Genomic DNA, 16574 nt, shown 5'->3' with positions numbered 1-16574 from the left:
GATAATTAATTAAGGATGATGCAATGGAAATAAAAGCTCTGATCAAAAATAACAAGTGTTCATTGAAGAGCGGGATAGCTATCTCGCTCCTAATGAGTCAGTTCTCAGTTTATGCAGCAGAGCCACAATCTTGTCAGTCCGTTACATTCAGCGATCCTGGGTGGAGTGATATTGGCGCTACCAACGGTGTTGTGACGACCCTGCTTGAAGGACTGGGATACAAAACACAAGTCTATATGCTGAGTGTTCCTATTGGCTTTGAGAGCTTAAAGACAGGAAAAGTCGATGTTTTCATGGGTAACTGGCTTCCTGCTCAGAAGACATTTATAGAAAAATACCAGGGGGATATTGATGTTGTTCGTACCAACTTGGATGGTGTGAAGTTCACCTTGGCTGTACCCGAATATGTTTATCAGGCGGGCGTGCACAGTTTTACAGATCTGAATAAGTTTGCGGATCAATTTGATGACAAAATTTATGGTATAGCACCCGGTTCACCTGCCAATGAGAACCTGAAGAACATGATCAATGCAGATGACTACAATCTAGGAAAATGGCAGGTTGTTGAGTCGAGTGAACAAGGCATGTTGTCTCAGGTATCAAGAGCAATTAAGCGTAATAAATATATTGCATTTTTAGCATGGGAACCGCACCCAATGAACGTCAACTTTGATATTCGCTATTTGAGTGGTGGGGATAAGTACTTTGGTCCAAATTACGGTAGTGCACAAATACAAACACTGACGAAAAAGGGTTTTGGAGATACGTGCAAGAATGTGGGTACGTTACTCAATAATCTAGCTTTTAATGTTGATATGGAGAACGAGATCATTAATCAGGCGAAAGAGAATAATATCAGTGCAAAAGAATCCGCACAAAAATGGATAACTGCTCATCCTCAAGTTCTTGATGCTTGGCTAAATAACGTGACTACGTTTAGCGGTGATAAGGCGCTTCCAGCCATTCAACAACAACTTAAGATCGGAAGTTAATTCGTTGATGATTCAGGCTCACTGGTTTCCATGGATTAACCAAGTCAACAGGGATTCTTTAAAAGCGGATCTGTTTGCTGCTCTAACTGGTGCATCATTGGCGATTCCACAAGGGATCGCCTTCGCCGCTATCGCTGGTTTACCTCCTCAATATGGTTTTTATTGCGCGATTGTCGCTCCAATCATTACTGTATTACTTGGTTCCTCGTGGCATATGGTGTGCGGTCCGACTACGGCTATTTCCGCTCTGCTGTATAGTGCCTTGCACGATCAGTTTCCTGTTGGGAGCGATATCTATATTCAGGCGGTTATTACGCTGACCTTTATTGCCGGGATTATTCAGCTTATTCTCGCCTTGGGCGGGTTTGGTATTGTTAGCCAGTTCGTTTCGCATTCGGTGATGGCAGGTTTCATTACTGGTGCTGCTATTCTTATCATATTCAGTCAGTTAGATTCAGCTTTGCAGATAAAAGCCAATCGACCTGATAACTTGTTTCACTATTTTCTAGAACTTCCCGACCATTTGGTACTGACCAATCATTATGCGTTGGCGGTAAGCGTGGTGACGGTATGTTCAGCTCTATTGATCAAGTATCTGAATCGTCGATTACCTCATTACCTCTTAGCTTTAATTTTAGGGGCGTTGTTTAGCACTTATATCAATCGCGATGGTGGTAATGTCGTAACATTAGAGCGTTTACCAAGCATGATCCCGTCATTTTCACTGCCTAACTTATCTACGGGTCTTGTCGGTGATATCTTTCCATCAGCATTAGCTATCGCGTTGGTTGGCCTGTTGGAAGCAACGTCAATAGCCAAAGCGATCAGTCTTAAAACAAACCAAAAGATACAGGTTAACCGAGAGTTCTTGGGGCAGGGCGTATCGAATTTAATTGGAAGCTTCTTTTCGTCCTACATGAGTTCAGGTTCATTTACCCGCAGTGGTATTAATGTTGAAAGTGGGGCGAAAACACCAATTGCGGTTATTTTGATGTCCCTATTTCTGGTTGGGCTACTTCCTATTGTCGCACCCATTTTTATTTATGTTCCAGTGGCATCCATTGCCAGTATTATTATGCTGGTAGGCTGGAGGCTTTTCGCATTCAAAGAAATAAAGCACTACTGGCGTCATAGTAAACAGGAGACGGCGGTACTATGGGTCACTCTGATTGGAACGCTATGTTTTAGCATGGAAATTGGGCTGTATATTGGTGTTTCACTTTCAATCTGTCTTTTCCTCAAGCGGTCAATGCAACCCGTAGTCAAAACTATCGCGCCAATGAGTAATGAGCAGGGTCGGTTTTTCCATAATGCCAAGCGGTATGAATTGAATACCTGTCCTCAGGTTCATTTCTTTAGTATTGAAGGGGCTGTGTTCTTTGGGTCTCTTGAACATATTGAACAGAAAATGGTGTCTCTAATTCGTCGTGAGGGAGAGAAACCGTACTGGATCATCAACGGTAATGATATGACCGATTTTGATGAGCACGGCATTCACTTTCTTAACAGTATGATCGAACGACATAAGGCATCAGGCGGTAATGTCGCATGGATTATGCGGTCTCGGTGGAAGCTGGATAAATGTGAACAATACAAGTTATTTGATGCGATTGGTAAAGAGAACGTTTATCCAGCAAAACAGGGTGCGCTAGGAGCTATCATTCCAACACTGGACATTGGTGTCTGTGAGCAGTGTCAGTGTCCAATATTTACAGAGTGTCCGAAAAAGCGCAGTTTTAGAGCTAATCAATAATCTTCTAATGTTGATACTATCCCGTGCTACAATTCAATATCGGACAGGTTCGGGTGAAATATAGGCATAGCGTGGAAGAAATTGTATTAGCAGGCGGGTGCCTTTGGGGTGTTCAAGAATTTATTAAATATGTACCTGGTGTTCTGACAACTGAGGCGGGCAGGGCAAATGGTCTAACGAACACTACGAATAGCCCGTACGATGGTTATGCCGAGTGCGTCAGAATCGAATTTGATCCTCAGTTAATCACTGTTGTTCAATTGATCGAGCATTTATTTGAAATCATCGATCCGTACAGCGTCAACCAACAAGGCCCTGATGTGGGAGAAAAGTACCGAACGGGTATATACAGTCGGAATTCACAGCATCTGGTAATTGCGAAAGAGTATTTATGCGGTAGACACGACGCAGACAAAATTGCTCTAGAAATCTGCGAGCTAACTAATTTTGTCGCGAGTGATACAGAACATCAGCATCATTTGACACATCATCCTGAAAATCACTATCTATGTCATATACCTTGGGACTTGTTACACAAGTATAAATTTCACAAGAATGAGCTGTAACATCATTAACAGTTCCTTTATTTTTTATTCCATTTAATCAATAGTTTATATTTATTCTTCTTAGGTGTTAGTAGACAAATTTTGAAATTTCAAAATAAAAACAGTCATGACTGATTGTTTTTATTTTGGTGTTATTATATTGTTACAAATATGGTGGGGTTGAGGATGACCCGAAGAACACCTTGTTTCAATGATGGAGTAACTTATGAAAGGATTCAAAACTCGTACGACCGCAAAGCTATCGGGATTTCTTGCTGCCTCCCTGCTTTCAATAACAACAGCGCATGCTGCAACTAGCTTTATCGCCAATTCATTTTATGATCAAAACCATCCACTTTCTAAGTATGGTTACATTGAATGGGGAAAAAAGCTAAAACAGGATTCTAACGGCAGTCTAGACCCTCAAATTTACACTGGCACAGTATTGCTTTCTCCACGAGCTGCGATGCAAGGGATTCGAGACAATGTTGTTCAGGTCGCTTCTCATGCCGCTATATACACACCTTCAGCGCTCCCGGTTGCAAATGCGATTCAAGAGCTTGGTTTTAACCTCGATGATCCTATTGCGACCATATTAGCGGTCACTGATTTTAGTATGAATAATCCTCAGCAATTGGCTGAATGGAAGAAATCTGGTGTGGTGTATCTTGGGGCCTATACAACGCCGCCTTACGTCCTGTTTTGTCGTGAACCTGTAAAAACTCTTGATGAGATTAAAGGTAAAAGAATTCGTGCTGCGGGTTCGACGGTATCTCAATGGCTAGAAAAAGTTGGAGCGATTCCGGTTAACGTTGCGTCGAGCGAAATGTATACCGGACTCGATCGCGGATCACTTGATTGTGCGACCAATGCGGCGAATGATTTGATAGACCGTTCATTATGGGAAGTTGCCAAATATACAACGATGCTTCCCACGGGTATGTATTGGTCTGGGCCCCACTGGGGAGTAAACCCCTCCTTTTGGAAAGGTCTGAGTGATGACCAGCGCATGGTGTTTAAGAAAGTCACCGCTGATTCAATGATGCGTATGATCGTTGAATACATGAAGTCGGCTAATAATGCGATTAGTGAGGCGAAAGCGAAAGGCAATACCGTATCGAGTCCATCACCTGAGTTATTAGCGTCGGTTGAAGATTATCGCTCTCAAGCGTTGCAGAATATTTATTCCTTGGTTGAGAAAAAATATGGCATTAAAGATGGTCATAAATTGATTGATAGTTTTATGGCAACCTATATGAAATGGAAGAAGCTGTTAAAAGATACCGATGTAACCGATGAGCAGGCGTTGGCTAAATTAGCCGAAAAAGAGATTTATAACAAACTGCCTACAGATTACGGACTTAAGTAGTAGTGTTACACTAGTTGGTTATAAAAAATTAAACGTAGGGTAATGATTAATGACGGAAAAACGAACTCAGTCCGAGCGATCAAGATTAACGCAAACTCGTATTTTAGATGCAGCGTTGGCGTGTATTCTTGAAAAAGGGATTAAGGATACTTCGACGGTTGATGTGTCAAAAGTGGCGAAAGTATCCCGTGGAGCTCTTCTGCATCATTACCCTACGAAAGAGACATTGATGCATGCTGCATTGGAACGGCTGCTCAATGATGAAATTGAAAAAGTTCGAGTTATCTGTCTGTCGTTTAACCAAGGAGATATGGGATTAGAACAGTTATTGTCGGCTCTGTGGGCTCATTTTGCTGGTGACTTATTTATGATCTCTCTTGAGTATTTGAATGCAGCGCGCACAGACAGGGCGATAAAGGAAATATTGACGCCATTAGCTGCGCAGTATAACAGCTCGATGGAAGACATTTGGCAGCAATTAACAAATGATAGTTTTGAAGCCAGTGAGCGTTCAATCTCACTTCACGTTACCTTGTGTATGCTAAGAGGAATGGCAGCACAAAGCATTTGGCGAGATGACCCAAAACTCTATCAGGGGATGTTGGACTTTTGGCGTAAAACATTAATCGATACAGGATTAGTTTTACCGGAGAACCCAAGGAAGGAATAAATGTATAGGGTAATTGATAAAATATCTTCCGTTATATCTAATGTGACGATGGTTGTTAGTTGTATCTTTATTTTACTTATGGCAATTCACATTTCTTTAGATGTATTGCTCAGACACGTTATGGGAACGTCATTTCAAAGCACTCTAGAGATCGTGTCCTACTACTATATGGTATGCGCAATTTTCTTGTCGTTGTCTTACGTTGAAAAGCAACGCGAGCATATTTGTGTTGATGTTGTTATCGAACGTTTTCCCCAATGGTTGAAGTATCCTGTTTATATGTTTGGCTGCTTTCTAGGGATTGTCTACTTTGCCATGCTGGGCTATCAAGGTTTTCTAGATGCAACTCGTGCGACCCTTAACTTAGAAACGGCGATGGCAAACTATACCTTCTATATTTGGCCTAGCCGGTGGGCGTTACCCATCGGATTCTTTGCGATCAGTTTGGCGACGCTATCGAATATGCTAGAAGCATTCAGGAAAAAATCCATCCTCTATCCAACAACTAACATGTACTAACTGCATCATTAATTAATAAGAAAGGATTCTAAAATGACTAATCTTGACATCGGGTTGGGAGGGATTCTTGTCGCTCTTATTTTGATTGCGATACGGGTTCCAATAGGTGTTGCTCTTGGTTTGATCTCTATTGCTGGTATTGCGCTAATGACCAACATGAATGTAGCTTGGGGGTTGGTTTCAGCAACGCCATACGACTTTGCCGGACAGTGGGAGTTATCGGCAGCGCCTATGTTCTTGTTCATGGGGTATTTGTGCAGTACGACTAATATGACTCAAGGGCTGTTTCAGGCGATGCGCGTTTATCTACATAAAGTTCCTGGGGGACTAGCAGTATCTAGCGTTTTAGCGTCTGCCTTTTTTGCTGCTGCTTCTGGCTCTAGTGTTGCAACGTCTGCCGCTATGTCACGTATCGCTGTACCTGAGATGCTCAAGTATAACTATGATAAAGGTTTAGCGACAGGAACCATTGCTGCATCCGGTACGCTCGGTTCTCTTATTCCACCGAGTGTATTGCTAGTACTCTATGGAGTCTATGCTCAGGTGTCTGTAGGACAACTGTTTATGGCGGGATTTTTACCAGGAATCATGTCTGCTGGACTCTACATTTTAATGATTATGATACGAGTAAAGCGCAACCCTCGTTTAGCCGGCGATAGTCTCAACAATCCACCAGAAGAGAGTAAGTTCGACAGCCTCAAGCAAATTTGGCCATTGCCCGTGCTCATTGCCGTTGTATTGGGTGGTATTTTTAACGGTATATTCTCTCCAACTGAAGCTGGAGCGGTTGGTGCTTGTATTGCCGCTATTGTCGCATTTTTTCGTAAAACTCTTACAACTAAAGCGGTTAAGTCAGCTCTTTGTAGTAGTGCAATGAGTACAGCTAGTATCTTTATTATTCTAATTGGGTCGCTGTTATTTACTCGGTTTCTTGCCTTGAGTGGTGTACCAACTGCTTTTTCAAACTTAATCTTAAGTGTCAGTACAGATACCTGGTGGATATTGCTATCAGTCGCGTTGATATATTTAGTGCTGGGAATGTTCATTGACTCTATTGGTTTGATGCTTTTGACATTACCTCTCATTCTCCCCTTAGTACAGGGGGCTGATCTTAACCTCGTATGGTTCGGCATCATTATTGTGAAATTACTTGAAGTTGGCTTGGTTACACCACCAATTGGTCTCAACGTTTACGTTATCAAAGGCGCTTTGGGGAACATTGTTACCCTTCCTCAAGTATTTAAAGGAGTAAGCTGGTTTATTTTTATGGATATCATCGCACTGCTGCTGATTATTCTGATTCCTGCACTATCTCTCTACTTACCTCAACAGATGTTATAAAAGGTTACGATTATGGATAATACTATTTTTGAAAATGTCACGTTTATTGATACTAGAAGTGGGGAGTTAGTAAAAGACAAATATATTTTAGTAGAAGACGGTGTAATAAAAGATATTTCTGATTTGCCATTCGAGTCTCAAACAGCAAAAACGATCGATTTACAGGGTAAATATTTGATGCCAGGAATGTGTGATTCCCATGTCCACGTGACAGCAATTACCCCTGACTTCGCCTTGTTAGGTAGTTTGTCTCCATCGTACGTGACAGCACAGACGGTTCCAATGCTGAAAAATATGTTGATGCGTGGATTCACAACGGTTCGTGATGCAGGAGGTGCCGATTATGGTTTGGCTCAAGCTGTTGACGAAGATGCGCTGATCGGTCCTAGAATCTTATTTTGCGGTAAAGCCTTATCACAAACTGGTGGACACGGGGACATGAGAGGGAAAGGCCAACAGCATTTTGAGGGATGTCTCTGTTGTGCTGGTCTTGGTCGGGTATGTGATGGTGTTGATGAAGTAAGAAGGGCATGTCGTGATGAAATCAGAAAAGGGGCTACACAGATCAAGATTATGGCATCCGGAGGCGTTGCATCACCAACCGATCGCGTCGATAGTACTCAGTTTTCATTAGATGAAATTGATGCCGTTGTTCAGGAAGCGGAAGCGGCAAATATTCATACTATGGCTCATGCCTATACGGCTAGGGCTATTAATCGTTTGCTGAGACGAGGTATCAAGACCATTGAGCATGGCAATCTTTTGGATGAAGAGAGTTGTCAGTTATTCATTGAACATGATGCGTATTTAACCCCCACACTTATTATATATGATGCATTAGCAAAAGAGGGGGTTGAAGCTGGTTTGCCTGAAGTATTACAGCGTAAAGTCTATGATGTTTTGGATGCTGGGCACAAAGCGTTAAAATTAGCCTATGATTCTGGTGTCAAAATGTTATTCGGTAGCGATCTACTGGGGCAAATGGAACGTCATCAGCTGACTGAATTTGCGTTAAGATCTCCAGTCGTTTCTTCGGAAGATTTAATTCGTGCTGCCACATGTAACGCCGCTGATGCGTTCGGATATACAGGGACATTTGGTGAAGTCATTGTAGGAGCTAGAGCTGATTTATTGGTATTAAATAGTAATCCTCTGCAAGACATCCATGTTCTCACTAAGCCTGAACAGCACCTGAATCTAATTATGAAAGCGGGACGGATTTATAAAAACGAGCTGTAAATAGGTTGTCATGCTCTTTAGCCTCACGATTAAAGAGCATGTCAATTTTTCTCACCAACTCTTCACACTGACTTGTCCTTCGTTGGTAAAAATTTCCTTTCTACTGACTAAAAGTTGAAATTACTACCATCAGCTTACTAGGAACTTACTCAGGAATAACCGAATTACCTGATGTTTTCTTGTTTTAAGTTTCTGTTTTTAAATATAAAAAAAATAATTTTCGTATAATAATATATTTTGAGCACATATTTTGCTTGTTGTTTCGTAGTCTAAGTAAATTTTTCACAAACATTGCAAACTGATAATCACCTTATTGAAAGACCAAGGATGGCGAACAGTGCAATATAAGAATAAGTATGGAGATAACAATGAAACTCTTCGCATTTTTAACAACCTTAAATGGAATCGTATTGTTTACAGTTGGAAGCTATTTCGCTTCTTTAAATTCAAATTTAGATTGTTTGATTGCGGGGATATTACTGTTACTGAATGGTTTCTTTGCATTTAAGGGATACTCGCACACTTTCTACTCCTACTCTGTATTCCTTATTCTAACACTGGTTTGGTCAGCAACTCAGGTCAACGTGGAGTGGTGGAGTATGTCGTCGCCGATTTGGCTGTTTCTATTGTTAGCTTTCCCGCTACTCTTTTCTGTCGATGCCAGTCGTTGGGAACGCTTATCTTTAAGCACCGCTTGTATCATGGCAACACTTGCACTGACGGGAGGAGTTGCACTGGGTGAGTTTGATTTTGGTAATCACTTGATTCCCCTAGCGGAAGTTGATTACTCGATTTTCAATCAATAGTAAGCAACTAAAGTGCTTTGTCGGTTTCCCAAGTTAGATCAGACCGATAGACACATACACCATTTCGTCCTTGATGTTTGATGTGATAGAGAGCTAAATCTGCTTTCTCCAGTAAGCTATCTTTATCATCACCATCTACAGGAAATTGAGCAATACCGATACTGGCGCTAACATGGATGTTATGACCCGCAATTATTAACGGCTGATTAATTTCATTAAGAATGCGTTCAGCAACCTGTCTGATGGTTTCCATATTGGGTTGATCGAAAATTAGTACTGCGAACTCATCACCGCCCAAGCGAGCGATAATATCGTCTTGTCGACAACTTCGAGTTAATATTTTTGCGACCTCTGTAAGCAGGTCATCGCCAACTTTGTGGCCGAAACTGTCATTAACTGGTTTGAACTTATCCAAGTCAAGAGTGATCACTGAGAGTGTTCTCTCACCTAATTGAGCGAGTTCTAGCAGCTGATCAAATTGAGAGAAAAATTGATTCCTGTTGGCCAAACCTGTCAATTGATCCGTCATTGCTAACGTATGAATTTTTTCTTCTGAATGCTTGCGCTCTGTAATGTCCTGAATAGTACCTTCTGAGCGCACGACTTTGCCGTCTTCGTTGTAATGATGGACACACTTTTCATGTACCCAGCGAACTTCACCCGTATCATTGCGTAAAATTCGGTGCTCTACATCGTAGGCTTCCTCAGGATTAAGCAAAGATCGGTCATATTGGCTCTGAATGTATTCTCTGTCTTCTGGATGGACGGAATTATAAAATGCCTCCACACTGGTTTTGTGTTGGTCTGACTCAAAGCCTAAAATGTTATAAATTTCATCAGACCACACGAGTTCGTGGGTATGTATATCTAATGTCCAGCTCCCCATATTTCCTAGCCGTTGAGCTTGCTTTAATGCCTCTTCCATACTCTTTTGTTTGGTAATATCAGTACGAACAGCAACATATTGAAATGGTTTACCATTTTGTCGTAAGAAAGGGACTATCGTTGCACTAACCCAATAAAAATAACCATCCTTCGCCTTATTTTTTATATCGCCATGCCACGGTTTTCCACGACCTATGGTTTGCCACATTTCGATGAAGAAGGCTTTAGGGTGATGTCCTGAACTAAGCATGCGATGATTATTACCCATCAGCTCTTCTCGGGGGAAACCACTAATTTCGCAGAACTTGTCGTTAACGTAAATAATATTACCGCGAATATCGGCGATACTCACGATAGCGTGTTCATCAAGAGTCAATTTCTGAAATTCGAGATCGCGATACAGAGAAGTAAGTTTGTCTTTATTCTCTTCATCTGAAAGATTGGCTGAAACGGCACGGCGTAAAATGGGGTGGATAACGACATAGTAGACTATCGGTGTTGAGATAAGTCCTAGAGCCGCAATATCTGTAAGTATCATTGTCCAACCTTCTATTTGGGGAAATAGAAGATGAAAACTAATCATGATCGCACCTTCCACGCATAATATGGTGATCAGTACTTTGATTAGAATACTGGGAATAACGTCTTTCCTGATTGTCATTATTGTTTTTTAGCCCGCGATGCTTAGAACGTGACGTTGTGTGCCGTGTTTAACTAACACATCTTTAAATCTAAACCACATTGCGATAATTTGCCCGATTTGATGGAATAAAAAGCGCCTATTGCAATGGTTTGATAAAATTTGTGATGAAATTAGATGGAAATTTGATTACGCCCTTTAGATTTAGCTTTGTATAGAGCTTGATCGGCTAGCTTAAGGGCATCATCGAATGTGTTGATAGTTGGGTTGTAAAGAGAAATTCCGATAGAAGTCGTTACTCTTTCCACTGTTTCAAATGGGTTGTGTTCGATGCTCGCTCTCAATTTTTCTGCGATTATCTGTGCCGTTGTAATGTCAACAGCATTAAGAATAATGATGAATTCGTCACCACCGGTACGACATATCAGATCGTCTTTACGCGTTTTGTTCTGCATTAACTCCGCTAAACTGATAATGACTTGATCACCCGCGTCGTGACCAAAGGTATCATTGATCATTTTAAAATTATCAATATCAATGGCGACTATCGATGCTGACAGCTTGTTTGATGTGTAATATTCGATAGCTTTATCCATACCACGGCGATTTAATAGGCCAGTTAAAGGATCGGAATGACTATCTTTGTGCAGTTTATTGATTGTCTGTGTCATTAAATCCAAAGAGCCTGAGAATGATTCTTTTAACTTAATCGCTTCGTAATACCAAGGGTGCATTTCTCGTTTCGTCAACGGAGCACGTTTGGTCTCCGTCTCAGGGGAAACCTCTTTAGCAAGTTGCCATAATGGTCTCGATATGGCGCCAGAAATGAACCAAATCAAAAATAGTGTGATAGCGACCATGGGAATGGAAAACAATACGACCATATTCATTCGATGATCTAACAATGACAGTGCAGCAGAAACTGGTCGCTGAGCGACAATGCCCCAGCCAGCATTTATTACTGGCGCATAGCCCGCCAGCATATCCACTCCCTTGGAATTAATCACGCGCTGGGATCCCATTTGCTTCGCGATAACTAAATTAATGACCTCATTATTATTTACTATTTCTCCAATACGTGAAGCCTTCGGGTGGTAGATCAGCCTTTTATTCGTATCGACAACGTAAATGTAGGACCCATCCTGGTGATCATGATGTATAAGTAATTTCGAAAGAATGCTTTCTTTTTGCAAATAGATTGTCCCACCAACGTAGCCTTTATAGTCTCCCTGTGAAGAAAAAACGGGCGCGGAAATCAGTACCAAATGATTGTCTGCTGCAGATATAAAGGGTTGGCTTATTAACGGAATTCTGCGTTTTATTGGTTCAAGCGTTTCTGGCTCAGTCATTTTCACACCCAGCAAATTCAGTCTCTCCGGTACAATCGCCTTCACTACATTATCTGCATCAGCAAAAACGACGGAGTTAAAAATATTACTTTGCTGATGCAAGCGATTGATTTCCTTTTGAATCTGGGGCACGTCGTTTAATGAGTTTGAAACGGATGATGCACTGAGCTTCAGTTGTTTTTGGGCTGATTCGATGAGCATATCGGCCATGGTTGCAAGCTTAGATGCGTAGACGCGATTGGATTCGAGAGTACTGTTAAAGATAACCTCTTTCTCGACTTTATAGGTGGCGTAAAGAGAGTTGGACAAGGTGACAGCCATGGCAAGTAGGCTTAAAGCCACGATCAAGATACGCAGCGTAAGCCAATTTTGTATTTTTTGTCTGTTTATCATGAAGTCACGCAATTCACAGGAATACTCTTAAGAATATGATGTGAATACAAACCTTGCAAATTGCGGACTAAGATCGAAATAAAATCTGATAAAATTTGGATTAAAATCACTAAATTATCGTTGTTTAATTGATGCTTTTACTCATTCAATCATGACGTCAATTAATTAGGAGTAACGTTATACAAAAGTATCCCATTAGCAGTGCGATCAGTAGATCGAGAACTCTCCAAGCTGTTTGGTTAGTAAACAGTGGCTGCAAAAGTTTGGCTCCGTAAGAAATTGATAGGAACCAAAGTACACTTGCGCTGATTGCTCCGAAACCAAAGTACCAGCGTTCACCTTCAGAATAATGCAGTGAAAGGCTGCCTAGCATAAAAACAGTATCGATATAGACATGAGGGTTTAGCCAGGTGTAGGCCAAACTGGTCATGAGTATTTTGATTCTGGACTGTTTTGCCTGAGTTGCGGGAGTCAAACCCTCGCTTCCCTTCCAAGCTCTCGTCGCTGCTAATAGACAGTTCACACCAAGAAACAGTGCTCCCGCATAGCGCACCAGAACGAACAAATTGGGAAAAGTGTCGATTAAAAAACCTAACCCCGCGATACCTGCAACAATAAGTGCTACGTCGCTTAAAATACATACTGCTGCAACCGTTCCGATGTGACTGCGTAAGAGTCCTTGTCTCAGTACGTACGCATTCTGTGAGCCAATACATACGATAAGACCCGCACCTGTCGTGAAGCCAGTTAGAATTGAAGAAGTTAACATGAAAAACCTGAATACCTGCTTATTTTTGTTGCTGGCAGTATGCAAGGCCAATGATGATTAGAAAAACGAAATAAACTTAATCTTATTAAGAAATTTTAATGATGGGAGGCTTGCTGCTGATTTTCCTGTCAAAATTTATTTACAGAAATAATGTGGCACTATTTTTCTTCGCTTCGTGACCCAGATATACAAAGTCGATAATGAAAGGAGTAAACTAAGGTTAATGATTAAAAACAGTCGATTACACAACAAACTTTAGTGCTGTTACGGTCATCAAAAAAATATTATTTTTATTTTATTAACGAGAGTGGCAACAGAAACAACAAGAGGGAGCTAACACCCAATTTCGCCAGCGGAGTTATCCAATGATGAGTTAGGTGAATGAAATTATAGGATTTTGTATCACGTTGCTTTTTAAAAGTTTACATACAAAATGAGGTGATCCTATGATGATTATCGGTAAGTTAAATCAAGTGTTACAACAATCTAACGATGGTCGTTTAGCTGTTATTGAAGTAAGAAACCTCGAGCCTGATGCTGCAATGGATGAGTCAGATGTGAAAAGCTTGCTGCGCTTCAAACAGCGTATGGGCAAGATAGAAGTTAACAATGATGACATCTATGAAATGCACGGCGATTACGTCAAAAATTCAGAATGGGGGCGTGTTTTCGCGGTCAGCGATATCAAATCTGTAAATCTAGATAGAGTCAAACATCTATCTCCTGCGGTACGTTTAGTGAGTATGATGGGTAAATAGAGAATCTATTTATTTTTAGTACAATGTCACAACGGCTGGTTTAGCATAGGCATATGGATATTCCATACTTGCCAGCCTGAAAAATAAAACTAGTTATTATTTCAAACCTATGTATACTGCTAACCAGCTCCTGTGATTGAGCTATTATTGATACAGTAAGTAAAAGTTATTCCAGTCATCTTTCGATACCCTTCGTATAGCTCCTGCGACAGCTTCTCTTCATAGTTCCATATAATAGTTTCTGTTTAAGAGCGTCATACATTTAAGTTTAAAACAAAATAAAAGATAGAGGTTTCTATGTCTAAAGTGACTGGTTCAGTAAAATGGTTTAACGAAACTAAAGGTTTTGGTTTTATCACTCAAGACAACGGCGGCAGTGATGTGTTCGTACACTTCAACTCAATCGTTTCTGACGGTTTCAAGACTCTTGCTGAAGGTCAACGCGTAAGCTTTGACGTTGAACAAGGTAAAAAAGGACCACAAGCAGCTAACGTAACAGCGCTTTAAGTTCTTGCGAGCATGGCGCCAGTCGCCATGCTCAAAAATTCAATTCCTCTGGTTTTCTGCTATTTCCTCATTTCATCTCTTTGTTATTCTCATTTATTGATTTTTAAAAAGTTCTTTAATTAATATTGACGAGAATAGTAAAAATAAAGTAGTTTTCAGTTATCTAACTTTGATTGACGACTATGCAAACCAATAATCGATATCGCCTTTTAACTCTATGCCTTATGGCACTGGTCATTTTTATGTCTGGTGGGAGAGCGAGTGCGCTACCGTTTTTAAATACAGAATCTAATCCAGTAGTCAAAATATCGAGTCACAGTACCCATCACCAGAGTATGGAAACAGTGGTTGAATCAATTTCGAGCGATCATTGTTTATCTATGCACGGCGATATGATGAAACACGGTCACAATTCCAGTCATTGTAGCGATCATTCTCTTTCGGGAAGTTGTGGTGAAAATGTCTGTGGCAGCGTGCTTGGTGCGCTAAACGCTTCATCCTCTTTCTTAGTTAATTTTATTTCTTATCCTCAAAATTATTTCTCTTCAATCTCCAACGAGTTACAGGGCCATTCAAGCTCTCTTTATCGACCCCCAATAGTGTAAATCCAAATTAATTAACCTTTTTATTCTTATACCCATGCGGGTAGGTTACCTATTGGATTTATAAAATGAACAAATTACTAAAGTGGACTCCGATTGCCTTTAGTGTGTTGTTGGCTATGCAGGTGAATGCGAATTCACAGGTTAAAACGCACGACGCGATAACGACAATGGAAGTATCCGAATCAACGCTGATATTGAATCAGTTGATTGAACATGCAATAAAAAATGATTTAAAACGCTCTAGCTTAATAGAGCAATCGAAAGCCATTCTTGAACAAGGGATCTCAAACGCAACGTTTATGGATCCTAAGCTCCGCCTAGGAGCCGCGAACGTGCCTGTTGATACGTGGACACTTACTGATGACGCCATGACAAATTTGGTTGTTGGTATTGGGCAGCAATTTCCTCGTGGTAATACACTAGATTTAGAAAAACAAAAGTCGCAACATCAATCGCAATCTTCTGAACTCTCAGCGGAACTGAGGTCGGTTAATGTTGCTCGAGTTGTATGCCAAATGTGGTTGAAGCTGGGCTACCTGGATTACGTTGAGCGAAACCTTAATCAGCGAATTGAGTTGCAACAGCAACTGGTACAATTTAACCAGACTAACTATTCCTTAGGCAAAAAGTCGGCGCAAGAGGTGCTGAACTCAGAGCTTGCTATTAGTCGGTTAGAGGAAAAACGCGACGCTAATTTTCAATTGCGTCAGCAGAGTATTAGTCAGCTATCCGAATGGCTAGGCGTCAACTGGAATCAAAGTCAGCTCGCTACTCAAGCGAGTAATCAGGTATCTCTCCCTAAAATAGAACCTTTATTGAGTTCTTTGACCGTCGGAGATCACTACCCATTATTTCGTCAACATCCCTTGGTTGAGATTGCTGAGAAAATGATTGCGGTAAAAGAAACCGAGGTGGCAATTAAGCGTGAAAACTTCAAACCCCAATTTGGGGTTGAAGTGTCCTACGGATATCGACAGGCAAATAGTATGAACGGTGGGGAGGCTTCCGATGTCGTCAGTGCGTTTGTCACGCTTGACGTACCGTTATTCACCAAAAATAAACAGGATAAAGCCCTGAGTGCCTCGCAGCTTCAACTGGGGGCTTCCCGCTTAGACCGAGATCTTTTACTGCAAAACATCAATGCCAAAGTAAACGATATCATTGCTAGATATGAAGGATTAAACACTCGCTCAGAACGATACCGCAAAGAACTCATCCCTCAATCCTCGTCTCGCGTTAATGCTGTACAGCGTGCGTATGATGCCAATACGGCGAGTTTCAGTGAATTAGTGGCCACTCGTCAGGACCACCTTGCGTTGCAGCTTGAATACCAAAATTTAATCACTGAACGGAGTCAGGCTAAAGCAGATTTGGCCTATTGGCTCAACGGATTCGCATTCGAACCATCTTCATCGCAGGTTCAGTTTTAAAGGT

General features: G+C 41.2%; 16 protein-coding genes. 13 read left to right on the top strand and 3 right to left on the bottom strand.

The window, feature by feature from the left end; genetic code table 11:
* The first annotated feature begins 23 nt into the window (after positions 1-23).
* The 9 genes from choX (at position 24) to EES38_RS12960 (ending at position 9234) form a co-directional block, all read left to right on the top strand.
* Positions 24-992, top strand: a complete 969-nt coding sequence (gene choX / locus EES38_RS13000) for a choline ABC transporter substrate-binding protein (RefSeq protein WP_124937638.1) — start codon at positions 24-26, stop codon at positions 990-992.
* A gap of 7 nt (positions 993-999) precedes the next feature.
* Positions 1000-2745 carry a SulP family inorganic anion transporter gene (locus tag EES38_RS12995; RefSeq protein ID WP_124937637.1) on the top strand — a complete coding sequence of 582 codons (1746 nt, stop codon included), beginning with the start codon at positions 1000-1002 and terminating at the stop codon, positions 2743-2745.
* Between the two features lie 71 nt (positions 2746-2816).
* Positions 2817-3311 (top strand): peptide-methionine (S)-S-oxide reductase, encoded by a 495-nt coding sequence (locus tag EES38_RS12990; RefSeq protein WP_124937636.1) that lies wholly within the window; start codon positions 2817-2819, stop codon positions 3309-3311.
* A 205-nt stretch (positions 3312-3516) separates the two neighbouring features.
* Positions 3517-4659, top strand: a complete 1143-nt coding sequence (locus tag EES38_RS12985; RefSeq protein WP_124937635.1) for a C4-dicarboxylate TRAP transporter substrate-binding protein — start codon at positions 3517-3519, stop codon at positions 4657-4659.
* Between the two features lie 49 nt (positions 4660-4708).
* Positions 4709-5329, top strand: a complete 621-nt coding sequence (locus tag EES38_RS12980; protein WP_124937634.1) for a TetR/AcrR family transcriptional regulator — start codon at positions 4709-4711, stop codon at positions 5327-5329.
* Positions 5330-5848 (top strand): TRAP transporter small permease, encoded by a 519-nt coding sequence (locus EES38_RS12975; protein ID WP_124937633.1) that lies wholly within the window; start codon positions 5330-5332, stop codon positions 5846-5848.
* Between the two features lie 33 nt (positions 5849-5881).
* Positions 5882-7189, top strand: coding sequence for a TRAP transporter large permease (locus EES38_RS12970; RefSeq protein ID WP_124937632.1), 1308 nt, complete (start codon positions 5882-5884; stop codon positions 7187-7189).
* A gap of 12 nt (positions 7190-7201) precedes the next feature.
* Positions 7202-8428, top strand: a complete 1227-nt coding sequence (locus EES38_RS12965; RefSeq protein ID WP_124937631.1) for a metal-dependent hydrolase family protein — start codon at positions 7202-7204, stop codon at positions 8426-8428.
* Positions 8429-8796: 368 nt separating this feature from the next.
* Complete coding sequence (locus EES38_RS12960; protein ID WP_124937630.1) at positions 8797-9234, top strand: hypothetical protein; 438 nt, start codon at positions 8797-8799, stop codon at positions 9232-9234.
* 7 nt (positions 9235-9241) lie between these two features.
* Here EES38_RS12960 and EES38_RS12955 read toward each other — a convergent pair whose 3' ends face one another.
* The 3 genes from EES38_RS12955 to EES38_RS12945 form a co-directional block, all read right to left on the bottom strand.
* A complete protein-coding gene (locus EES38_RS12955; protein ID WP_166434260.1) occupies positions 9242-10702 on the bottom strand; it encodes a sensor domain-containing diguanylate cyclase in 1461 nt (486 codons plus the stop codon).
* A gap of 230 nt (positions 10703-10932) precedes the next feature.
* A complete protein-coding gene (locus EES38_RS12950) occupies positions 10933-12501 on the bottom strand; it encodes a sensor domain-containing diguanylate cyclase (protein ID WP_124937628.1) in 1569 nt (522 codons plus the stop codon).
* Positions 12502-12658: 157 nt separating this feature from the next.
* The gene (locus EES38_RS12945; RefSeq protein WP_124937627.1) at positions 12659-13270 is read right to left on the bottom strand and encodes a LysE/ArgO family amino acid transporter; all 612 of its coding nucleotides are present in this window, start codon (positions 13268-13270) and stop codon (positions 12659-12661) included.
* A gap of 446 nt (positions 13271-13716) precedes the next feature.
* Between EES38_RS12945 and EES38_RS12940 the strand changes: the two genes are divergently transcribed.
* The 4 genes from EES38_RS12940 to EES38_RS12925 all read left to right on the top strand — a co-directional run bounded on the left by EES38_RS12940 (position 13717) and on the right by EES38_RS12925 (position 16570).
* Positions 13717-14028 carry a hypothetical protein gene (locus tag EES38_RS12940; protein WP_124937626.1) on the top strand — a complete coding sequence of 104 codons (312 nt, stop codon included), beginning with the start codon at positions 13717-13719 and terminating at the stop codon, positions 14026-14028.
* 297 nt (positions 14029-14325) lie between these two features.
* Positions 14326-14535, top strand: coding sequence for a transcription antiterminator/RNA stability regulator CspE (cspE, locus tag EES38_RS12935; RefSeq protein ID WP_124937625.1), 210 nt, complete (start codon positions 14326-14328; stop codon positions 14533-14535).
* Positions 14536-14717: 182 nt separating this feature from the next.
* Complete coding sequence (locus tag EES38_RS12930; protein ID WP_124937624.1) at positions 14718-15140, top strand: hypothetical protein; 423 nt, start codon at positions 14718-14720, stop codon at positions 15138-15140.
* A 65-nt stretch (positions 15141-15205) separates the two neighbouring features.
* Entirely contained in the window at positions 15206-16570 is a 1365-nt protein-coding gene (locus EES38_RS12925) for a TolC family protein (RefSeq protein ID WP_124937623.1), read from the top strand.
* Positions 16571-16574: the final 4 nt, after the last annotated feature.

The organism is Vibrio viridaestus (assembly GCF_003856525.1).
GTDB lineage: Bacteria > Pseudomonadota > Gammaproteobacteria > Enterobacterales > Vibrionaceae > Vibrio > Vibrio viridaestus.
Note: the sequence above shows the minus strand (reverse complement) of the source record. Positions and strands in the feature narration are given on the sequence as shown.